Source organism: Companilactobacillus allii (assembly GCF_001971585.1).
Classification (GTDB): domain Bacteria; phylum Bacillota; class Bacilli; order Lactobacillales; family Lactobacillaceae; genus Companilactobacillus; species Companilactobacillus allii.
This window is the reverse complement of the sequence record NZ_CP019323.1, coordinates 1,249,127-1,270,514: the sequence shown is the minus strand read 5'-3', so window position 1 is coordinate 1,270,514 and position 21,388 is coordinate 1,249,127. Positions and strand designations below refer to the sequence as shown.

At 36.3% G+C, this 21,388-nt stretch carries 21 protein-coding genes; 8 read left to right on the top strand and 13 right to left on the bottom strand.

What is annotated here, in order from left to right; genetic code table 11:
• Positions 1 to 127: 127 nt before the first annotated feature.
• Genes BTM29_RS06175 through BTM29_RS06165 form a run of 3 tightly spaced genes read right to left on the bottom strand, consistent with a single transcriptional unit; the run spans position 128 to position 3,674 of the window.
• A complete protein-coding gene (locus BTM29_RS06175) occupies positions 128 to 1,285 on the bottom strand; it encodes a hydroxymethylglutaryl-CoA synthase (protein WP_076614715.1) in 1,158 nt (385 codons plus the stop codon).
• Positions 1,286 to 1,287: 2 nt separating this feature from the next.
• Entirely contained in the window at positions 1,288 to 2,523 is a 1,236-nt protein-coding gene (locus tag BTM29_RS06170) for a hydroxymethylglutaryl-CoA reductase, degradative (RefSeq protein WP_076614712.1), read from the bottom strand.
• Positions 2,520 to 3,674, bottom strand: coding sequence for a thiolase family protein (locus tag BTM29_RS06165; RefSeq protein WP_076614707.1), 1,155 nt, complete (start codon positions 3,672 to 3,674; stop codon positions 2,520 to 2,522). Before BTM29_RS06165 ends, BTM29_RS06170 begins: the two co-directional genes overlap by 4 nt.
• A gap of 96 nt (positions 3,675 to 3,770) precedes the next feature.
• On the opposite strand from BTM29_RS06165, the gene BTM29_RS06160 reads away from it, so the two are divergent.
• Positions 3,771 to 4,055 carry a hypothetical protein gene (locus tag BTM29_RS06160; protein WP_076614704.1) on the top strand — a complete coding sequence of 95 codons (285 nt, stop codon included), beginning with the start codon at positions 3,771 to 3,773 and terminating at the stop codon, positions 4,053 to 4,055.
• On the opposite strand, the gene galU is transcribed toward BTM29_RS06160, so the two are convergent.
• The 3 genes from galU to map are packed head-to-tail and all read right to left on the bottom strand — an operon-like array spanning position 4,056 to position 6,780.
• Positions 4,056 to 4,967 (bottom strand): UTP--glucose-1-phosphate uridylyltransferase GalU, encoded by a 912-nt coding sequence (gene galU / locus BTM29_RS06155; protein ID WP_076614700.1) that lies wholly within the window; start codon positions 4,965 to 4,967, stop codon positions 4,056 to 4,058.
• 35 nt (positions 4,968 to 5,002) lie between these two features.
• The gene (locus BTM29_RS06150) at positions 5,003 to 5,971 is read right to left on the bottom strand and encodes a YihY/virulence factor BrkB family protein (RefSeq protein WP_076614697.1); all 969 of its coding nucleotides are present in this window, start codon (positions 5,969 to 5,971) and stop codon (positions 5,003 to 5,005) included.
• 11 nt (positions 5,972 to 5,982) lie between these two features.
• On the bottom strand, positions 5,983 to 6,780 hold the full coding sequence (gene map, locus BTM29_RS06145) for a type I methionyl aminopeptidase (protein WP_076618753.1): 798 nt from the start codon (positions 6,778 to 6,780) through the stop codon (positions 5,983 to 5,985).
• Positions 6,781 to 6,902: 122 nt separating this feature from the next.
• Here map and BTM29_RS06140 point away from each other — a divergent pair, with 122 nt between their 5' ends.
• Both BTM29_RS06140 and BTM29_RS06135 read left to right on the top strand, forming a co-directional pair.
• Complete coding sequence (locus BTM29_RS06140) at positions 6,903 to 7,358, top strand: flavodoxin (RefSeq protein WP_076614693.1); 456 nt, start codon at positions 6,903 to 6,905, stop codon at positions 7,356 to 7,358.
• A gap of 2 nt (positions 7,359 to 7,360) precedes the next feature.
• Complete coding sequence (locus tag BTM29_RS06135; RefSeq protein ID WP_076614690.1) at positions 7,361 to 7,807, top strand: GtrA family protein; 447 nt, start codon at positions 7,361 to 7,363, stop codon at positions 7,805 to 7,807.
• Between the two features lie 43 nt (positions 7,808 to 7,850).
• On the opposite strand, the gene BTM29_RS06130 is transcribed toward BTM29_RS06135, so the two are convergent.
• Both BTM29_RS06130 and wecB read right to left on the bottom strand, forming a co-directional pair.
• On the bottom strand, positions 7,851 to 8,204 hold the full coding sequence (locus BTM29_RS06130) for a DUF1516 family protein (RefSeq protein WP_076614684.1): 354 nt from the start codon (positions 8,202 to 8,204) through the stop codon (positions 7,851 to 7,853).
• A gap of 264 nt (positions 8,205 to 8,468) precedes the next feature.
• Positions 8,469 to 9,611: a non-hydrolyzing UDP-N-acetylglucosamine 2-epimerase gene (gene wecB / locus BTM29_RS06125; protein ID WP_076618749.1), complete on the bottom strand. Its 1,143-nt coding sequence runs from the start codon at positions 9,609 to 9,611 to the stop codon at positions 8,469 to 8,471.
• Positions 9,612 to 10,012: 401 nt separating this feature from the next.
• On the opposite strand from wecB, the gene fba reads away from it, so the two are divergent.
• The gene (gene fba / locus BTM29_RS06120; RefSeq protein WP_076614682.1) at positions 10,013 to 10,879 is read left to right on the top strand and encodes a class II fructose-1,6-bisphosphate aldolase; all 867 of its coding nucleotides are present in this window, start codon (positions 10,013 to 10,015) and stop codon (positions 10,877 to 10,879) included.
• A gap of 121 nt (positions 10,880 to 11,000) precedes the next feature.
• On the top strand, positions 11,001 to 11,285 hold the full coding sequence (locus BTM29_RS06115; protein ID WP_076614679.1) for a hypothetical protein: 285 nt from the start codon (positions 11,001 to 11,003) through the stop codon (positions 11,283 to 11,285).
• A 426-nt stretch (positions 11,286 to 11,711) separates the two neighbouring features.
• Here the strand turns inward: BTM29_RS06115 and BTM29_RS06110 are convergent, their stop codons facing one another.
• The gene (locus BTM29_RS06110; protein ID WP_076614676.1) at positions 11,712 to 13,061 is read right to left on the bottom strand and encodes an FAD-dependent oxidoreductase; all 1,350 of its coding nucleotides are present in this window, start codon (positions 13,059 to 13,061) and stop codon (positions 11,712 to 11,714) included.
• Positions 13,062 to 13,199: 138 nt separating this feature from the next.
• On the bottom strand, positions 13,200 to 13,325 hold the full coding sequence (locus BTM29_RS13055) for a hypothetical protein (protein WP_257787680.1): 126 nt from the start codon (positions 13,323 to 13,325) through the stop codon (positions 13,200 to 13,202).
• Between the two features lie 32 nt (positions 13,326 to 13,357).
• On the opposite strand from BTM29_RS13055, the gene BTM29_RS06105 reads away from it, so the two are divergent.
• Both BTM29_RS06105 and BTM29_RS06100 read left to right on the top strand, forming a co-directional pair.
• Positions 13,358 to 13,825, top strand: coding sequence for a GNAT family N-acetyltransferase (locus BTM29_RS06105; protein WP_225972178.1), 468 nt, complete (start codon positions 13,358 to 13,360; stop codon positions 13,823 to 13,825).
• A 45-nt stretch (positions 13,826 to 13,870) separates the two neighbouring features.
• A complete protein-coding gene (locus BTM29_RS06100) occupies positions 13,871 to 14,563 on the top strand; it encodes an EAL domain-containing protein (RefSeq protein ID WP_076614670.1) in 693 nt (230 codons plus the stop codon).
• Between the two features lie 67 nt (positions 14,564 to 14,630).
• Here the strand turns inward: BTM29_RS06100 and BTM29_RS06095 are convergent, their stop codons facing one another.
• The 3 genes from BTM29_RS06095 to BTM29_RS06085 form a co-directional block, all read right to left on the bottom strand.
• Positions 14,631 to 15,530: a peptidoglycan recognition protein family protein gene (locus BTM29_RS06095; protein WP_083685942.1), complete on the bottom strand. Its 900-nt coding sequence runs from the start codon at positions 15,528 to 15,530 to the stop codon at positions 14,631 to 14,633.
• A gap of 150 nt (positions 15,531 to 15,680) precedes the next feature.
• A complete protein-coding gene (locus tag BTM29_RS06090) occupies positions 15,681 to 18,353 on the bottom strand; it encodes a cation-translocating P-type ATPase (RefSeq protein WP_076614665.1) in 2,673 nt (890 codons plus the stop codon).
• A gap of 219 nt (positions 18,354 to 18,572) precedes the next feature.
• On the bottom strand, positions 18,573 to 19,934 hold the full coding sequence (locus BTM29_RS06085; RefSeq protein WP_076614663.1) for an FAD-dependent oxidoreductase: 1,362 nt from the start codon (positions 19,932 to 19,934) through the stop codon (positions 18,573 to 18,575).
• 231 nt (positions 19,935 to 20,165) lie between these two features.
• Here BTM29_RS06085 and BTM29_RS06080 point away from each other — a divergent pair, with 231 nt between their 5' ends.
• A complete protein-coding gene (locus BTM29_RS06080) occupies positions 20,166 to 21,368 on the top strand; it encodes a GGDEF domain-containing protein (protein WP_083685941.1) in 1,203 nt (400 codons plus the stop codon).
• Positions 21,369 to 21,388: the final 20 nt, after the last annotated feature.

The following is a 21,388-nucleotide window of genomic DNA, read 5'->3' as shown; positions in this document are numbered from 1 at the left end:
TACCAGCCTCCTAACGGAAACAGTTAAAAATTTTTAATTAGCATCAAATCTTTTAGGGCTACAGTTCCAGGCATTTCATCTTTACCACGTCTTTAATATACCATCTAATGTAATCGTTTGCAACATTTTACTCTAACTTTTTATAGAGTCTTTCATTTTCTTTGATTTCACTTAAATAAAACTTGTCATGAACATCAGAGATTGCTGTCACATCGCCGTTTTCGACTTCTTTTTCAAAAATATCTTCATAATCAGAAATACTTATTTTTTTTCTATCATTTAATTCTTTCTTAATATATTCAATATCCAAATACTTTTTATAATCAGACTTGATTTCTGCACTATATATTTCACCAACAGCACCTGATCCGTAACTGAATAACATTAGATGTTCATTTGGTTTAACATCCCCATTGATCAAATAAGATATCAATCCCAAATACAATGAACCGGTATACAGATTACCAACGTTACGACTGATCTCAATACTTGATTGATAATGTTCTTCCAACTCTTTATATTTAGCATCAGGAATATTCCCATCCAATGTACGTAGTGCCTTAAGTCCCATCTTAGTGTAAGGAATATGAAATAACATCGTATCAAAATCTTGGACAGTCATATCATACTTAGTCTGGAATTTTTCCCAAAGCGTTTTGAAAAAGTCGACATACACTTCGTTTGAATACTTGCCACGAGCAAAGGCGGTTTTAGAAAATACTGGACGCCAGAAATCACCAACGTTACGTGTCATATAAACTGACTTATTATCAAGTTTTAAAATATGTGGATCTTTACTGATCAACATTGCCACAGAACCAGCACCTTGAGTGACTTCACCGGGAGTATTGATGCCATAGCGTGCAATGTCACTGGCAACGACTAGAGCTTTTTTATCTGGATTCATGGCAACAAAATTATATGCCATTTGTAATCCTGCAGTAGCGCCATAGCAGGCCTCTTTAATCTCAAAGGCTCTAACATCTTCTGGAAGATCTAACAGATCAACCAAATAAGTAGCACTAGCCTTTGATTCATCAACACTACTCTCTGTTCCAACAATCACCAAACCAATATCTTCTCGGTTGTCCTCATTTACTACTTGATCTGCAGACTCAAGTGCCATAGTCACAGCATCTTGATATAAATCAGGTACCGCTTGTTTACTCTGTCCAATTCCAATTGTGAATTTATTTGGATCAACATCACGTTCATTCGCCAATTCAACTAAATCAATATATTTTTGGGGTACATAAAAACCAAGTCTATCAATACCAATATCCATTATTAATTCCTCAATTCTTTAAGAATCTTTTTTGCATTAGCAAGTGAATAATTCTTCTGTTTATTTAATTCAGTGGCTACTTTTTCGATCTCTTCTCCAATAGCTCCAGCAGAAATAGCCAAAGACTTACTTTGAAGGCTCATATGACCAGCCTGTATTCCCGTTGTAACTAGTGCTCTTAGTGCAGATAAGTTGTTGGCTAAACCCACTGAGCCAATCACAAAACGTAATTCTTGGCTATTTTTTATTTTCATTATAGACAAACTAAGTTGTGCCATGGGCATTGAGCTGACTGCTCCACCAACACTTCCAACCTCGATTGGAATCGTTAAACTACCATGCAGATGATCATCGACTAGCTTCCACTCACTTAAGGGTTGATACTTGCCACTTTGTGATGCGAACTCATGACTTGCGGCCTCTTGAGCACGGAAGTCATTCCCACTAGCGACTACGACAGCATCGATTCCGTTCATAATGCCTTTATTGTGAGTGACAGCACGTTTGATCGATCTTTTGGCAAATTTATTCAACCGTATGATCCTGTCAGCAACTTCACTACCAGACATTTGTTTAGTAGCTAATTGGTCAAATGATACATCAGCTTGTACTTCAACTACTTGACCAGCTCCACTATTGGACAAGATACTACATAATACGTCACACGAGGTCATTTTGGATACCTCAGAGCTCGTTACTTCAAGAATAGTATTAACTAGATTAGCTCCCATTGCATCCACTGTATCAATGCCTATTTCTATTTCTAGCATATCTCCATAATCAATGAATTCTAGTGAACGACTACCGCCACCACGTTTTATTAAACTGGGATGAGCATTATCAATTATTTGTAGTATTTCATCCCGTTTGCTCTCCAGAATATCTAGCGTATTTGACGTATTCTCCAAGACAATTTGGCCATACACAATGTGTTGACTTGATGTGACCGTAAATCCGCCACTATTTTTGATTCGTTTCGCTCCATTTGAAGCCGCAGCGATAACTGAAGGCTCTTCAATAGACATAGGTACCAGATAGTCCTTGCCGTTGATCAAAAAATCACTCGCAAATCCATAAGGCAAACCAAATAGACCAACTTGATTCTCACTCAAGCTATCAGATAAATCTCTAGATAAGGGATTTCGTGACTTTAATAAAAGTGCTTGCTCCAAGTCGATATAGTTATTATTAACTAGATATTGGATGCGTTGGTCATCGGACATTTCGTATAATTTCATGGCAATTTTATTCCTAGTGCCATACCCATTCCGCCACCAATGCACAACGAAGCGATACCTGTTTGTTGATTAGTATTTTGTAATGCATTGATCAGTGAGACAATTAATCTAGCACCGGTTGCACCAAGTGGATGACCCAAAGCAATTCCGCCACCATAGATATTCACTTTTTTAGCTGGAAGATTGAGGTCACGAGTCACAGCAAAGGCCTGTGATGCAAAAGCTTCATTTATTTCATATAAATCAATATCATCTAAGTCTACCTTGAACTTTTCAGCATACTTCTTAATTGCAAAATATGGTGCATATCCCATGAAGTTAGGATTGATTCCTACTTCGGTATAGCCAGTGATCTCAGCAATATAATCTAATCCTAAACTATCGGCCAAGTCTTTTCTCATCATGATCAAAGCAGCGGCACCATCGTTTAGTGGAGATGAATTACCTGCTGTGACAGTTCCATTCTCCTCAAAAGCTGGTTTTAATTCTGACATTTTCTTCAAAGTGGTATTGGGCCTGATTGACTCATCTTTAGTGATCTCTTCACCATCTACATCAATAGGGATAATTTCTTTTGATAATTCATCAATTGATGAAGCGGCCTTTTGTTGTGAAGCATAGGCGAATTGATCTTGTTGCTGTCTAGTTACCGCATATTTTTGGGCTACATTTTCGGCTGTAATACCCATATGTTGATTATTAAAGGCATCCCATAAACCATCGCGGAATAAAGTATCACCCTTATTCTCACTGGCTTCCAATTTACCAACACGTTTGGCGTAAAAGGGAGCATTTGACATGCTTTCAATACCACCTGCCACGATGATCTCTGCATCACCCAAAAGTAATGCGTTTGTAGCTTCATGGATAGCCTTCAAGCCTGAACCGCAGACTTGGTTGATCGTCATTGCTGTGGATTCAACACTACCCAAAGCGTTGAGTGCGACTTGTCTAGCGGGGTTTTGCCCAGCTCCTGCTTGGTATACATTACCAAAAATGAACTGATCGACAGATTTTGGATCGATCTTATTTTTCTTTAGCATTTTTTTTACTAACTGCGTTCCTAATTCAACTGCTGAAACGTCAGCAAATTCACCACGGAACTTGCCAATTGCAGTTCTTTTTGCATCTATAATTACAACTGGATTCATTTTTTAGTACCCTCTCATATTTGGTAGAATTACTCTAAGACTTAATAGTAATTTAACTGATAAATAATTACAATCAAAAACTATGGAGTTTAACTTATGCGAATCATTGATTTAATCTTATTGTTAAATGATTTTAACAGAAATAATCGAATATTTATTGAAGATAACAAACAAAACTACTCCGTCGTAGATCTTGAGATAGAATCAAGCGGTGTTTATTTGAAGACTTCAAGTAAATTAAACGGTATTAAAAACTGGGAATTTCTTTTACTTATTAATAAAAAAGAATATTATGAACTGCCCATATTTTTTGACACAAAAAAAGATCATCACCAACTCTTTGGATTCAGAGTCAGCGATGATCGTATTTTATTAGGTTAACTACTTAGTAGGCTTCTTGCCTTTATTATCTTCGGCTTGAAGTTTCTTGCTTAAATCTAAAATATATTTTTTAAGTTCATCCTTAACTTCTGGATGAGTTAATCCGTATTCAATATTTGTCTTAACATATCCAAATTTATTACCGACATCGTATCTTTGACCTTTGAATTCATGTGCAAATACACGTTGGATCTTATTCATACGATCAATTGCATCAGTTAGTTGGATTTCGTTACCAGCACCTGGTTTTTGAGTTCTTAATAGATCAAAAATCTCAGGAGTTAATAGATAACGACCAATAATAGCTAGATTACTTGGTGCTTCCTCAACACTTGGCTTTTCAACAAAGTTCTTAACATTGTATAGTCCTGGAGCATGTTCTCCATCTGGTTCGATTACACCATATTTTGAAACATCTTTTTCAGGAACTTTCATAACAGCGATTGTTGAAGCATGTGTCTTCTCATAATCATTGATCAATTGCTTAGTCAATGGGATCTTGTCAGTCATCAGATCATCACCCAGCATGACAACGAATGGTTCACCTGAAATAAATGATTGTGCTTGTTCAACAGCATCACCCAAGCCATTTGGATGAGCTTGTCTACTATAGTACAAATTGACACCTAAGTCAGTTGTTCCTTGAACTATTTTTAGTAGATCTGTCTTGTTCTTTGATTCCAAGTTTTGTTCTAGCTCAGGTGCGGCATCAAAATGGTCTTCGATGGAACGCTTATTCTTACCAGTGATAATCAAGATATCTTCGATACCTGATGCCTTAGCCTCTTCAACGATGAATTGAATTGTTGGCTTATCAACAATTGGTAACATCTCTTTGGCAAGTGCCTTTGTAGCTGGTAAAAATCTTGTACCCAATCCTGCTGCTGGAATAATAGCTTTTCTTACTTTCATTACTGATCTCCTTTAATATACAGATAAGGCATCCCCTATCCTTTATTTATTTCATGCAACTTCAAGTACGTACTCAAACGCCCAGTGTTTTTACGCAAATATGGACCCTGACTAGCTTCCGCAAATCCAACGTTCACAGCATTCCCAAACAAAAATATTGTCACCGACATATTAATCCATAAAAGGAAAATAATGATGGCTCCAATAGTTCCATAATTATCCCAAGCTGATCCAAAATACTTTAAGTAGTAAGAAAAAATTTGAGATAACGCGAGCATGCCTGTTGTAGCGATAATCGAGCCCAAAAGTATATAGTGAAGCTTCAGATGGACATTAGGTAAAAAATAAAATAAAGCAAAAACAATCAAGAATATTATAACAATAGCTAACGGCCATTTCCATCTCATAAATTCATCCAAGACGGTTTGTAGTGCCTGAAGTTCAATTAAACTTATTAACCAATTCAAGAATATCTGACCAAAAGTGAACGCTATAATAACTACCACAGCAATCACGATCAAGAAAAACGTCATGATAAATGCCAAGGCACGTCTTATTATATAGTTCAAAAAAGTCTGATTTGCAAATAAACTATTGATGTCTAATCCATAGGCTTGATTCATCGACAATTGTGCCGTATTAAGGCCTCGAGAAATGGCCCATAAGGCAACAACAATACCAGCTGACAAAATCCCCGTGTTAGAGCTAGTTATAACCTTCTCAATTACTGGTATGAAATACTCGTGCAAATTCTCCGGTAAGATAAATTCAATGTAAGAAACCACAGTTGGCCTATCTAAGCGTAATAATGGAATTAAATTTCCAACAATAATGAAGGCCGGAAACAAAGACAACAAAAGATAATAAGTAACGGCCTTTGAAGCCATTGGAATATTAGCATCACCCACAGCTTGAGCAACACATTTTATAAACCCAATCAATTTTTGGGTTCGGGAAATGGGTTGTTTAAATATGGGTATTGATTTGTTCTTATTTTCGTCCATTTACCCCACCATTATTTCAATAGATATTTAGCGTCGAACTCTGGATCTTGTGATGTCAAAATCTTAGGGCCGTCTTTTGTAATAGCAATTGTATGTTCATATTGTGCTGAATCAGATCCATCAGCTGAAACAAAGTATTCCCAGCCGTCTGCTTTAACAAACTTGTCTGAGATCTCCCATGTTCCAAGGTTGACCATTGGTTCAATAGTGATTGTCATACCTTCACGTAAACGAAGTCCTTGACCTGGTTCACCATAGTGTGGAACATTTGGAGCTTCGTGCATTGTAGGCTGAATACCATGGCCTATTAAGTCACGAACATCTCCCATGTGTTGTTCATCTTCAACATAATGTTGAATAGCGTAACCAATATCTCCCAAACGATTGCCAATTACAGCTTGGTCAATACCTAAGTACAATGCCTTGTGTGTAACATCCATCAAGTGCTTATCTTCCTCGGATAATTCACCAACAGCATATGTCCAGCAAGAATCACTCTCATATCCATCTAAGTTAACGGTCATGTCTACTTTTAAGACATCCCCACTCTTCAAGATCAAGCCTTTTCTTGGAATACCATGGGCAACTTCGTCGTTAACACAGACACAAGTTGCATACTTATATCCCTCAAAGCCCTTTTCAGATGGTCTCCCACCATGTTCAGTTATATATTTATCAGCAAAGTCTTCAATCTCCATTGAAGAAATTCCTGGTTTGATAATATCTCGTAATCCGATATGAACGTTGGCTAATAGTTCTCCCGACTTTCTCATACCTTCTATTTCTCGTGCAGATTTTAATGTAATCAACTTTTGCATATCCCTTCAAAAAAATAAAGTCATTAATATTATAACATTGTCACGGTTATCCATTTAGATAGTTGTCTATTTTTGCTATAATATCTCAAGATTGAAAAATGAGAGGCAGTCAAATGACAAAAGTAAAAATCGTTTACGCAAGTATCACAGGTAATGATGAGGATATCGCATACGTTCTAACAGAAAAGTTTGAGGACTTGGGGATGGATGTAGATATGAGTGAGGTCTCACAAACTGACGCCTCCGACTTTGAGGACACTGATATCTGTGTAGTTGCTAGTTACACATATGATCAAGGAGTCGTGCCTGAGGAAGCACTCGATTTTTATGATGATATGCAAGATCTTGACTTGAATGGTAAAGTTTATGGAACTTGTGGCTCAGGGGATCATTTCTACGAGGATTTTTGTCGCGCAGTCGATGAATTCTCAACTATCTTTGAACAAGTTGGTGCAACCAAAGGAGCCGAACCAGTGAGAGTTGAATTGGATCCAGAACAAGATGACATCGATCACCTTGATAAATTCGCTGAAGAATTGGTAGCCAAAGCTAAAGAAATGGATGACTAATTATGGATTTTCTCAGAAAGCATCGCGACTTTTTGGTGTATTGTTTATTTGGTTTCCTAGCGTCACTCCTAAATATTGCAATATTTAACCTATCACACAATAACTTCAATATTACTTTGTGGATAGCTAATACTATCGCTTGGTTCATATCAAACGTATTCTCATTTTTTATGACCAAGTTCTATGTATTTAAAACAGAAGTAAGTAGCTATAAAAAGCTGATCAAAGAGGGCTCTGTCTTTATGGTCTCCAGAATACTTTCACTATTATTTGATAACTTCTTTATGATAGTAGCCGTATTCTTCCTTCCAGTTAATAATTTAATAATCAAAGCTATTGATCAATTATTAGTAGGATTATTCAACTACTTTTCATCCAAATGGATATTTAATTATAAGAACCGTCACCTACTTGAACGTTTCAAAAAATATCGCACAAAAAGAGACTGAAATAATTTTTCAGCCTCTTTTTTTATCTATCTAACTTAGTGTACTAGTGAATCGTTGGAACTCCACCAGCTAAAATAATTCCTAATATTCCTACAACAAGACACAACAATATCACTACTGTAACCATAGTCATATTCAGCTTTCCTTGATTCTTTTTAGCAAATGAAATCTCGATTGCTGCAATGAACGCAATCGCAATAATAACTTTTACTATTAACAAAACAGGGTTGTTCGACCACGCATGACCAAACAAGAATATTCCACTTACAATGGCTACTATATACAAAACTCTAGTAATCATTTCGTAGATTTTGGTATTAGAATCAGTGAATAATACTAGTAAAACTAAAGTGGCCATTACCAGCCATGTAATCAAATGTGTCCATAACCAAATCATATATAACTCCTCCTAAAACATATTATTACTTCATATAGTAAAAAATTCAAACTTGCTGAACGTGTGCCAAAATGCAATTTCTTCCGCTTAACTTTATTTAACTCTTTAGTAAGTTCGAGATTGTCTTTCTTATCCCTCAAACTTGCTGAAACGCGAGACAAAACACAATTTCTTCCGCTTAACAAAAATAATTCCGATATTCACTTTCGTGAATACCGAAATTATTTAGGTTAATGCTCGGAAATTCCCGTGTTTTGTCTCGCTCTATTCGAATTCTTCCGGTACATCTTTAGTTTGTCCAAAATGATAGCTAATAGAATCTAGAATTCTATCAGATGCTTTACCATCACCGTAAGGGTTCTTGGCATTTGCCATGCAATCATACTCGGCCTTATCTTCGATCAAACGACTCATTTCACGTTCAACTACATCAGAATCGGTACCGACTAACTTCAAAGTACCAGCCTCTACGCCTTCTGGGCGTTCTGTGGTATCACGTAATACCAATACTGGTTTACCAAGAGATGGTGCTTCTTCTTGAACACCACCGGAATCGGTCATGATGAAGTAACTCTTTGAAGCTAGATTGTGGAAGTCAACGACGTCTAATGGATCGATCAAATGAACACGTTCTACATCGCCAAGAATATCTTTGGCAGTTTTTTGAACAACTGGATTCAAATGAACTGGATAGATCAATTCAATGTCATCATGCTTTTCAACAACTCGCTTCATAGCATGGAAGACTTGTTTCATTGGTTCGCCTTGATTCTCACGACGATGCATTGTGATTAGTATCATCTTCTTATTAGGATCAATAATATCTAAGATATCATGATGGTAATCTTGATGAACTGTACTACGTAATGCATCGATTGCTGTATTACCAGTAACGAAAATATTGTCTTCTTTATGGTTTTCTTTTAATAAGTTAGCCTTGCTCTCACTTGTTGGAGCGAAGTACAAATCAGCCAAATCATCTGTCATTTGACGATTCATCTCTTCTGGCCATGGAGAATATTTATTCCAAGTTCTAAGTCCAGCTTCAACGTGGCCGATACTTGTCTGATGGTAAAATGCTGAAAGAGCTGCACTGAATGTCGTTGTTGTATCGCCATGTACCAACACGATATCAGGCTTTTCCTTTTCGATAATACCATCTAGTTCCTTTAATACCAAACCAGTGATTCCACTAAGTGTTTGGCGTTCTTTCATAATATTCAAATCATAATCTGGTGTGATTTTGAATATCTCAAGAACAGAGTCCAACATCTCACGGTGTTGGGCCGTAACTACTGTGATTGTCTCAAAACGATCACTATTTTGTTTTAACTTCAAAACCAATGGTGCCATTTTTATCGCCTCTGGTCTTGTGCCAAAGACTGTCATAACTTTGATTTTTTTCAAATTAATCACCTCAATAACCTCTAAATTATATCAGAATAACGCAATTTTATATAGTAAACATTAATTACGATTATTATGAATAATTTTCTGAAAAACTTGCTATAATGGGTTTCATGATGATAAACATACCTTTACTTATACTAATCAGCATTCTCACAACCCTACTCGCCTTTTTTCTTGTAATGGCAATTTACAATACGTTCATGAAATCTGACACCAAGAAATATTGGTGGTTTATTCTTTTAGGGCTGGTAATCCTTTATGTAATAGCTTTTCTGGTCTATTTTAGTACCGATCAAGTTCCGTTCATGTAAATACTTTTGCAAAAAACATATTAATTACCCACGTTTTGAGTTAAAATGACTATTGTATTCAAAGATGAATTTATTGGAGGATTATCGATGGTTTTAACAAACGGTAACGAAATTTTCAACAACGCCCGTAAAGGCAAATACGCTGTTGGTGCATTTAACATCAACGACTTGGAATGGACTCGCGCTATTTTAGCTGCAGCTCAAGAAACAAACACACCTGTCTTGGTTCAAACATCAATGGGTGCTGCTAAGTACATGGGTGGCTACGAACTTTGCTTACACCTAGTACAAGACACAATCAAAGCTATGGGTATCACAGTTCCAGTTATTATGCACTTGGATCATGGTAACTATGAAGCTGCCAAGGAATGTATCGAAGTTGGTTACAACTCTGTTATGTTTGATGGCCATGACTTGCCATTTGACGAAAACCTTGAAAAGACAAAGGAAATCGTTAAATTAGCACATGCTAAAGGTATTTCTGTTGAAGCCGAAGTTGGCTCAATTGGTGGTACTGAAGATGGTATTACTGGTCTTGGTGAATTAGCTGATGTTGAAGAAGCTAAGACACTTAACGCTACTGGCGTTGACTACCTTGCTGTTGGTATTGGTAACATTCACGGTGTTTACCCTGACAACTGGAAAGGCTTAAGCTTTGACCGTCTACAAGAACTTGCTGCTGAAATCTCAACACCACTTGTTCTTCATGGTGGTTCAGGTATCCCTAAGGAACAAATCATTAAGGCTATCTCAATGGGTATTTCAAAGGTTAATGTTAATACTGAATTACAATTATCATTTGCCAAAGCAACACGTGAATATATCGAAGCTGGTCATGATCAAGATATCGATGCTAAAGGTTACGATCCTCGTAAGTTACTTGCACCTGGTACAAAAGCTATTACAGATACAACTAAAGAACGTATCCAATGGTTCGGTACACCTTCAATCTAGTCTGATTGATAATTTAAAAGTCGAAAGCTTTCGCTTTCGACTTTTTATTTTGCCCAAAAATATATCAAAATGACTCAAAGTAACCTATGATAGTAGTATCAAAGCATTTATGGAGGAACCCATGCAAGAATTTTTGAAATTTTTTGATTGGTACACTAACTACTTCATTGAGATAAAGACATCCCCTGAGAACTTAATTGATCCTAAGAACTTAAAAGGCATAGACAAATTAGGTACAATTTCAAGCAACGGTCTACATGACGCTTGGCACTTAAAGTCAAAAATGGAAGAAGACGATTTGAAACGTCACCTCTTTTACATATTAACTTCTGAAACTAACATTGATCCAAAGACCGAAATGACACTTACTAAGGGTATCGATGGTGGTCCATTGAAGATGCTTTAGAGCTCGATGAGTCGAATTGGTATGGTTAATAATTATATTTACTGAAAAATATTCTCTTGTGAAGTTAAAAAAGAGTATTTTTCAGTTTTTTTATTCACATATTCATTGTTGTATCAGTCATATTAGTTGTTACTAGTTGTGAATAATATTTTCACGGCCATTTACATATTGTGAAATGAGTATATTCCTGATATAATCATGGCATAAAGAGAGAACATTCTCGAAAAAAAGGAGGTCCTTAAATAATATTGGTATACTCAACAATGTTATTCACGTTGGATTTACTTTCCGTCGAAAGGCTCCTCCCTAACAAACGTGGATAACGGTACAATTTATTGAAATATCCCCCACAGTTTTAAGAATTATCCCCTATGTAAAAAACCTCCTGAAATTTTGCCATTCCAGGAGGTTTTTTTGTACTTATTTTTATTTTGCAACTTCATAATCAAGTTTATCAATTGCCATTTGAGCTACCAAATTAAGATAATTCCAAGGATTATCATAGTTTGGTTGGAACAACATATCAACAAAAGCTAGATCATCAATTGTATTGTTATTTTGAATTGCTATCGAGACTGCATTAGCGGATTGAGCTACTTCATGCTTACTGAATAATTGAGCACCCAATATCTTACGAGAATCCTTATCATAAACTAAGAATATCTGGATCAAGGCGTTGGTTGGCATAAAGTCTGGACGATAATTAGCATGATACTCAACTTGATCAGCGTTGAGTCCAGCACTTAAGGCATTATGTAACGTGATACCTGTTGAAGCCAAAGTATGTTCAAATAGCTCCATACCTGTTGAACCTTGTGTTCCCATGTACTTTTGGATATCGCCAAAGACATTCTTACCTGCTAAAGCACCTTGACGAACTGCATTAGATGCTAGAGGAATATATAGTGGCTTTTGTGTTGGATTAAAGTTAACAGCACAAGCATCCCCAGCTGAGTAAATATCTGGATCTGATGTTTGAACATAGTCATTAATGATCAAAGCATTGCGATCATCCATATCAACTTGTCCCTTTAATAGACCAGTATTAGCATCAAATCCTGTACACATGATAACTAAGTCAGCCTTATGTGTACCCTTGTCTGTATTAATAGTAAGTTCCTTACCATCTTCAAAACTTTGTACACGTTCATTTAGATAAACGTTAACATAGTGCTCCTTTAATAAACCAATGATCTTATCAGACAATGGCTTATCGACATAATTCTTTAGAATCTGGCCACCTGATTGAATAAGCGTAACTTCATGTACGGTATTAGCGTAGCTTTCAGCCAATTCAACACCAACATATCCACCACCAACAATAGCGATACTTTGGAAATTCTTAGCTGATTCATAAATAGTCTTAGCTTGTTCATAATTCTTGCAGAACAAAATACGAGGATTGTTGATTCCTTGCATATTTGGAGTACTTACAACAGAACCAGTCGTCATGATAAGCTTATCGTAACTGTCAGTGAATTCCTTACCAGTAGTAAGATCTTTAATAACCATTGATTTACTTTTAGCATCAATACTCTCAACACTATGTTGCATCTTAACGCTAGCTCCGAGTGACTCCAAAGTATCTGGGTCAGCATAGAACATCTCCTCAAGATTATCTACAATACGACCAAGATACAACGCAATCCCACATGATAAGAATGAAATATTATCCTCACGCTCATATACAGTGACATCTGTATCAGGATGATCCTTCAAAATCTGCTCAACAGCAGCGGTTCCGGCGTGTGTACAACCGACAATAATAACTTTCAATATGTGCCTCCCTATAGGACATCGTAATAACTTTTACCCAAATCTATCCAAAGCCTATGATATTAAAATATCACACTTACCTATATAAGTTTACTAGATTGTCCATTCAATGTATTCACTTTCATGGAGAATTATAATTTAATTCAATTGGTAGTGACCATCAGAATAGATAAATTCATTTATCATAATCTGGATACGTTTTTGGAATTTTGAAATTATTCCATTATTATATGGCAGAATTTCAAATGATTCTACAAAAATCATCTAATTAATAGTAAAATAGCAATAATTCGATATTGAAAGTTGGCCAATTTATGCAAGAAATTAAATATACCACTGATTTGAATTCAAAATCTTATCAAGATGGCTTAAACATTCGTAAACAAGTCTTCATTAAAGAACAAGGTGTAAGCGAATCTCTTGAGATCAGTGATGAAGATAAGTGCGAGCATGTAACACTTTATAGTGATGGCTTAGCAGTGGCCACAGCGCGTTTTTTTGTGACTGATGACAATGGTATACACATTCAAAGAGTTGCCGTTCTAAAAGAGTACAGGCACAAAAACTTGGCAACAAACTTATTAACTGATATGATTACAAAAATAAAAAAGAATTCCAATAATTATAAATATATTATTCTTGGTGCTCAAGATCATGCCCAAGAGTTCTATATAAAGCTTGGATTTAAAGTCATTGGTGATCAGTATACCGAAGCTGGTATCCTGCATCACGACATGAAACTTACATTAGGCGATAATTATTGATCATTATTGTATAATATATGATAGATATTATTTTAGGGGGAACATATGTACAGATATTTCATCCAACCACAGTTAAATAAATATACAAATACACTTATCGGGTATGAATTGTTGATGAAGAAGAAAACACCAGAAGGTTGGCGTCCTCCACTTCACTTCTCAGACATACCTTCTCACATAATGGCTGAAGTGTTAATGGCAACTACTTTGAGACTTTCACTTAAGATCGGTTCTGTTTCTGTCAATATCAACAGAACACAACTAATGAATCCTGAAGTAAGAAAGGCCATTATAAAGTCTCAACTTCAACTACGTCCACTCAAGTTAGTAGTCGAGTTAACCGAGGAACCTGGTGATGAGAAATGGACTAACGAAGAGATGATTCCATTGATCAATCAATTCATCGATTATGGAATGGACTTTAGTCTAGACGATGTCGGCACTGGAGAGAATAAGTTAGACCACATCAAACCACTTGTTCCTATGGCAAAAGAAATCAAGTTTGCCTTACAGAATTTCAAAGAAAAATTCAGAGATCCTGACATTGAAAGTAAAGTTGTTTTTTGGCGTGACTATGCTAAAGAACATAATCTTCGCTTGATTCTTGAAGGAATTGAGAACGCAGAAGATGACAAGTTAGCTGATTCATTACAGATTGATCTTCGCCAAGGATATTATTATGGCAAACCTCATTTGTTGAAAATAGAAGACGATGATGATGTCTTTGATGAAAAATAATAATTAGGAAAAATAGACTCAACAAAATCAATTAAGATTTTGTTGAGTCTATTTTTTTCAAACTAATTTATACAATATATTCACTGCTTACCCATTCGTTAGTAGCGACTCTATGATATGTCACTCCATTATAATCCTTAGTCTTGTCAGTTACCCAAGGAGTATTATTCATCAAGGCACGGTTTCTTACTGTCTTAATAGAACCGTCACTTTGGAATGCAACGATAGGTACATAATAGCCATTTGAGTTATTAACATTAATAACATTCTTGTTAGTATTGGTATTAGTATTAGTATTAGTATTAGTATTAGTATTTGTACTTGATCCATTACCACCATAAACAGAGCCAGAGCTCTTGAGATTATTATAGTAATAGCTGATCAACTCATTGAATTGATCCATACTATAACCCCAAGTAGCAAAGTATCCAGTTGGATCTGTATGATCAGTTTCTTTATACATCTTACTTACTTGATCATGTGACACTACAGTTTGTCCTGGAACATCAGGCAAATTATATTGAATCAATTTAGAAGCCACATAGAAGGCATCATTTGATAATGACTTAGTGAATGCAGCATATGAGTGAACTTCACACAATTCAACTTGCACGTACTTAGCATTAGCTGTTTGTCCGGCTCCCCAAACACCATAATCTGTATCATGAATATTGATTGTTTCCTTATCATCTACAAATGCATGAACATATGTATATATGGTAGACCAATTATTATTAAAATAAGAAGCCTCGTTTTCAGCATTAGCTGTAGTATGTGGATCTGCTGTTTCATGAACAACTACACCTTCAGGCTTACCAACACCATTTTCATATGCGTTCCAATGGCTGAAAGTACCTTCTCTATATTGAATAGTTGCCGGCTGAATTTTTCCGTTGATGATATCATTGTTGATTGAAGACGCAGCTTCAACCGTATATCCATTGAACAAAAAGGCAAAAAAGCCCATCAATAGCCCCAATAAAACTATATTTCTTTTCCTAATAATAATCCCCCCACTTTCTAATTACCTATTACAGCCTAACACCAAAACAAGCCCACTAATCATTACAATTAGTGGACTTATTTATTACATTTCTGTTACATAATATTAAATATTTTATGCTTTACCGAATTTTCGTTGAACAAACTTAACTATTTCAACAATTGGAATAATCGCAAATGATGATCCAAGTACTATCAACCATTGGTGAATATCCAAATGTGCAACTTTAAAGGCATCATTTAATCCAGGTACAACTATGATGACCATCATCATAACAAGGGATAAGAGAATCGACCAATTGAAGGTCTTATTCTTAAACAATCCAACTTTGAAAATTGACTGATGAACTGACTTAACGTTGAAGGCATGGAACAATTGGATCAAGCCTAATGTTGCAAACGACATCGTCAAAGCATCAGCGTGAATTGCGTCATATCCTGAATGAACTGGCCAAAAAATAGCTGTGGCATAAACAAGTAATACTGTTGCGGCTTCAAGGATACCTTGATATACCACACTACTCAATACTCCACCCGAGAAGAAGTTAGACTTCTTACCTCTTGGTTTATGATCCATTAAGTTCGATTCAGCCGGTTCCATACCAAGTGCAATCGCTGGGAAAGTATCAGTTACCAAGTTGATCCACAATAAGTGAATCGGAAGCATCGTATCCCATGCCAACAATGTGGCAATGAACAATGTTAATACCTCACCCAAATTGGCTGCCAGTAAATACTGGATGGCCTTTTGAATATTAGAGAAGACTTTTCTACCTTCTTCGACCGCTACAACGATTGTTGCAAAGTTATCATCGGCCAATACCATGTCGGAAGCACCTTTTGAAACTTCAGTACCTGTAATACCCATTCCGACACCAATATCTGCTTGTTTCAAAGCTGGTGCATCATTAACTCCGTCCCCTGTCATGGCGACAACTTTACCAGCCTTTTGCCATGCTTTAACGATTCTTACTTTGTGTTCTGGTGAAACACGAGCATAGACTGAATAATTCTTAACTTTTTTATCGAATTCTTTAGTCGACATTTTATCTAACTGTGCACCAGTTAGAACAGCCTCGTCATCACCCTTTTCAATAATACCTAACCTAACTGCGATTGCTTCTGCAGTTACACTATGGTCCCCTGTAATCATTAATGGTCGAATTCCAGCAGACTTAGCTACACGAACAGCCTGTGCGGCTTCACTTCTTTCAGGATCAATCATCCCAATCAGTCCTGCAAATATCAAATCACTCTCAAGTTGTTCAGAACTAGGTTCATCAGGGACTTTATCAATATACTTATAGGCCATCTCCAAAACACGTAGGGCTTGTTTTGCCATATCATTGTTATTTTGGAGGATCTGTTCCTTATCTTCGTCAGTAATATCCCTGATTCCATTTTCTGTTTGGATTTTAGTTATACGTTCCAATAAAATATCAGGCGCACCTTTGACGGCAACCAAGAACTTACCATCAGGATTCTTATGAACAGTGGACATTAACTTACGATCAGAGTCAAATGGTAGTTCTGCTACTCGTGGTTGTTGCTTTAGTTTTTCATCCAAGTTGAAATTGTGCTTCTCACCAAAAGTAATCAGTGCTGTTTCAGTTGGATCTCCTATCATCGTACCATCTTTTGAAATCTTCGTATCATTTGCGAAGTTCATAATCTTCAAGGTCATATTATCATCTGGCAAGGTAGCGTCAGCTGACTGCTGTGCACCAAATGTATAGACTTTCTCGACGGTCATCTGATTCAGAGTCAATGTACCTGTCTTATCTGATGCAATAATATCAGTTGATCCCAAGGTTTCAACGGCTGGGAGCTTACGTATAACAGCATTTCTCTTCGCCATTACTTGTGTACCAAGTGCCAATATGATAGTAACGATAGCTGGTAATCCTTCTGGAATTGCTGCTACAGCTAGAGAGATCGACGTTAACATCATCTTGATTGGATCCATTCCATTCAAGAAAGTTCCCACAACATACATAACTACTGCAATGATCACAATAGCAATAGTCAAGAACTTACCTAAGTGATTCAAGCTGTTCTTTAATGGTGTCGTTGTTTCATCTGCATTGGCCAACATACCGGCGATTTTACCTACTTCTGTGGACATACCAGTATTAACTACAACACCAACTCCACGACCATAAGTCACATTGCTGTTGGAAAAAGCCATATTAAGTCGATCTCCAATACCAACTTGTTCCCCTGTTATTACACCAACTTCTTTTTCGACAGAGACTGATTCACCAGTCAATGCCGATTCTTCAATTTTTAACGAATTTGATTCTAGTAATCTAAGATCAGCTGGCACGACATCACCAGCTTCTAGTAATACGATATCTCCTGGTACTAATTCGGTACTCTTAATTGTTATAGTGTCGCCATTTCGAAGTACATTAGCGTGTGGTGTAGACATATTCTTCAGTGCATCTAGTGCAGCTTCAGCCTTTGATTCTTGGAAGACACCAAGCACGGCATTTATAATTACCACGGCCAAGATTATGACTGAGTCGATCACATCATGAGATACTACAGCCGAGATTACCGCTGCTGCAAGTAACACCAAGATCATCAGATCCTTGAATTGTTCCAAGAATCTTTGAACGATGGACTTTTTCTTACCATCGTCTAGTTTATTAGCTCCATACTCATTGAGTCGACTATCCACTTGTTGGGTGGTCAATCCATCCCTAGTCGCATCTAATTTGTTTAATACCTCAGATTTTTCCTGCGAGTAGAATGCTTGAGACAATTGCTTCTTTTGTTCTGACAATATAGTTTCTCCCTTTCTGACGCGGTCTATTTGGGTAAAAAAATAGACCTACGCATGTAAAAACACACATAAGTCTCACTATTTATAGCAATACCAGAATAATCCGTCCGGGTTGGTGATATTGCTACAGCCAAAGCTGCTAGTTACTCCCTCATGAAAACATTAAATTGTTAAGCAAATTATATCTGATTCACGATAGAAGAGCAACCTAATAATTTTTTATTTTTCCGTTTTTGACAACTTCTCATCACGTTCTTTAGCCACAGCCATTTGACCAACAAGGTTCAAGTAGTTGAATGGATTGTCGTAATTTGGTTGGAATAACATATCTATAAAGGCCAAATCATCGATCGTATTCTTATTTTGAATCATAACTGAGATCGTATTGGCTGATTGGGCTACTTCATGCTTACTGAAGAATTGAGCACCCAGAATCTTACGATTTCCCTTATCATAAACAAGGCGAATTGTTAGCATCTCAGTAGTTGGCATATATGATGGTCTGTAGTAGTCGTGATAAACAACTGCATCAGCATCAAAGTCCAAAGCAAGTGCATTCTTCAAAGTCAAACCAGTTGAAGCTACAGTATGTTCGAACAATTCCATCCCTGAAGTTGCTTGTGTTCCCATATACTTTTGTACATTTCCAAACACATTCATACCGGCTAATGCACCTTGACGAATTGCGTTTGTTGCTAGTGGCATATAGGCTGGTTTACCAGTTGGGTTGAAGTTAACTGTACAAGCATCCCCAGCGGCATAAATATCAGGATCAGATGTTTGAACGTAATCATTGATGACGATTGCACCACGACGATCCATCTCAACTTGGCCACGTAATAAGTCTGTATTAGCAATGAAGCCAGTACATACAATAACAAGATCAGCCTTGTGCTCACCTACATCAGTTTCGATAACTACTTGGTCATCACCTGAAAATCCACTGACACGTTCATTCAAGAATACCTTTACACCATTATCTACCAACAACTTCTCAACGTTTTCTGACATTGACTTATCGATATAATGGTTCAAGATTTGATCCCCTGACTGGATCAATGTTACTTCGTGATCTGTATTAGCGTAACTTTCAGCCAATTCAACACCAATATATCCACCACCAACTATAGTGATGTGTTTGTTTTCCTTAGCTGAATCATAGATCTCTTGAGCTTGTGCATAACTCTTGCACATAAGAATCTTAGAATTATCGATTCCCATAATTGGTGGAACTTGAACATAAGAACCAGTTGTCATGATCAACTTGTCATAAGTATCTTCAAAGACATTACCTGACTTAATATCCTCGATCATCAACTTCTTATTCTTAGCATCGATCTTCAATACATCATGCTTCATAAAGACCTTTGCACCAAGCTTCTCCAAATCATCTGGATCGGCATAGAACATATCCTCAAGACGCTTTACTCTGTGTCCTAAATACAAGGCAATTCCGCATGACAAAAAAGATATATTATCATCACGTTCATATACTGTTACTTCTGTACCAGGATGATCTTGTAAAATCTGATCAACAGCAGCTGTTCCCGCATGAGTACAACCTACTACAATAACTTTCATAAAAATTCCTCCAATATAAAAAATACTTTCATTGTAAATGATACAACAATTACAAAATTTATAAACAATATTTCGACTTATAAACATAAATTCATAAATAAATTATTATATTTGTTGAATTACCTAGTATAAGGCAAAATATGTATTATTAGCGTTATACTTATTGAAGATTATCCAATAACCAAAGAATTTTTAATTTTGGATTTTCAAGTCACTACTTAGAGGTGAAGGATGCCAATGAATTATGGCTTTAACCGTTTCCAATCACTTTTGATCAATAATAGTATCAATGTAATTATCATTGGCTTAGTAACGATCGGAATAATCACCATTATTACTCTGATGGCTTATTCGTTTGAAAGTATCGTACGACATAACAACAAGCCGATCCAAAAATTTATCTTACAATTAATCGAAGGTCTCGTTTTAACAATAAGTTTGATCCTGATACAGCGTATCTTTGCGACGTTAAGTTCTGGAGATATGCACAGTTGGTTTTATACCGCGACAGAACTTACTATCTTATTGTTCAGCCTTTATACGATGCAAAATCATATCATTGAGCTGATCAACATGGTCGCGCCGATATCTATTTTTGGATATCGTGCTGTGACCGGTTATAATGATTACTTAGTACTATTTTCAATTTCAATAATTCTACTTGCTTTAACGGTCATCTATATATATCATAATATGGAAAAAATACTTTCTTCTCAGAAGAAGTTTATCATCGTTCAAGCAATATATGGTAGCCTTTGGTGGATAATCATCTGGCCATTTCGTAAGTTTGCACTTTACTATACGGTCCTTATGGTTATCGGATTCATCATTTATATGTCATTGATACGTTATCTAGCAAAAAGGATTCGTGATTCATTTAATAGATACAGTAATCTTTCTAAACAAGTCAATTACGATGAATTAACCGGTATCAGGAATCGTGCCAGTTTTGACGAAGTATCACAAGAAGTATTCAAGGTCTACCATAAGAATTCTGGTGTACCATTATCCATTGCGATGTTTGATATTGATAACTTCAAGAGATTCAATGATACTTATGGACATTTGGCTGGAGACAAAGTCTTAACACATGTTGCTACTCTTTTTGAACGCCAATTGTTTAAGGAAACCACCGGTGGTCAGTTATTCAGATACGGTGGTGAGGAGTTTGTCATCATTTTTAGAGGCTTAACGGCTGACCAAAGTGTGCAAACTGTCGAGGATATTCGTAACAAGTTAATCAATGACCCACTTAATTACAATGGTCAAGAATTGAATATCCGTATTTCCTTTGGAATAACTGAGATCAAAGATACTGATACTTCGTTTAAGGATTTGTTTGAACGAGTTGATGACTATCTTTACAAATCTAAGGATTCCGGAAGAGATAGATTAACATCTGAAAATAAAACTATTAACTTTTATAATATTTAGATTCAAGATTAGAGGTGTAC

What these genes read in the sequence shown, in the direction of transcription:
- BTM29_RS06170 (WP_076614712.1), bottom strand. Translation starts at nt 2,523, where the DNA reads ATGAAATTATACGAAATGTCCGATGACCAACGCATCCAATATCTAGTT.
- BTM29_RS06175 (WP_076614715.1), bottom strand. Translation starts at nt 1,285, where the DNA reads ATGGATATTGGTATTGATAGACTTGGTTTTTATGTACCCCAAAAATAT.
- BTM29_RS06095 (WP_083685942.1), bottom strand. Translation starts at nt 15,530, where the DNA reads ATGGGCTTTTTTGCCTTTTTGTTCAATGGATATACGGTTGAAGCTGCG.
- BTM29_RS06160 (WP_076614704.1), top strand. Translation starts at nt 3,771, where the DNA reads ATGCGAATCATTGATTTAATCTTATTGTTAAATGATTTTAACAGAAAT.
- fba (WP_076614682.1), top strand. Translation starts at nt 10,013, where the DNA reads ATGGTTTTAACAAACGGTAACGAAATTTTCAACAACGCCCGTAAAGGC.
- BTM29_RS06140 (WP_076614693.1), top strand. Translation starts at nt 6,903, where the DNA reads ATGACAAAAGTAAAAATCGTTTACGCAAGTATCACAGGTAATGATGAG.
- BTM29_RS06150 (WP_076614697.1), bottom strand. Translation starts at nt 5,971, where the DNA reads ATGGACGAAAATAAGAACAAATCAATACCCATATTTAAACAACCCATT.
- BTM29_RS06080 (WP_083685941.1), top strand. Translation starts at nt 20,166, where the DNA reads ATGCCAATGAATTATGGCTTTAACCGTTTCCAATCACTTTTGATCAAT.
- BTM29_RS06085 (WP_076614663.1), bottom strand. Translation starts at nt 19,934, where the DNA reads ATGAAAGTTATTGTAGTAGGTTGTACTCATGCGGGAACAGCTGCTGTT.
- galU (WP_076614700.1), bottom strand. Translation starts at nt 4,967, where the DNA reads ATGAAAGTAAGAAAAGCTATTATTCCAGCAGCAGGATTGGGTACAAGA.
- BTM29_RS06130 (WP_076614684.1), bottom strand. Translation starts at nt 8,204, where the DNA reads ATGATTTGGTTATGGACACATTTGATTACATGGCTGGTAATGGCCACT.
- BTM29_RS13055 (WP_257787680.1), bottom strand. Translation starts at nt 13,325, where the DNA reads ATGATTTTTGTAGAATCATTTGAAATTCTGCCATATAATAATGGAATA.
- BTM29_RS06165 (WP_076614707.1), bottom strand. Translation starts at nt 3,674, where the DNA reads ATGAATCCAGTTGTAATTATAGATGCAAAAAGAACTGCAATTGGCAAG.
- BTM29_RS06135 (WP_076614690.1), top strand. Translation starts at nt 7,361, where the DNA reads ATGGATTTTCTCAGAAAGCATCGCGACTTTTTGGTGTATTGTTTATTT.
- BTM29_RS06115 (WP_076614679.1), top strand. Translation starts at nt 11,001, where the DNA reads ATGCAAGAATTTTTGAAATTTTTTGATTGGTACACTAACTACTTCATT.
- BTM29_RS06100 (WP_076614670.1), top strand. Translation starts at nt 13,871, where the DNA reads ATGTACAGATATTTCATCCAACCACAGTTAAATAAATATACAAATACA.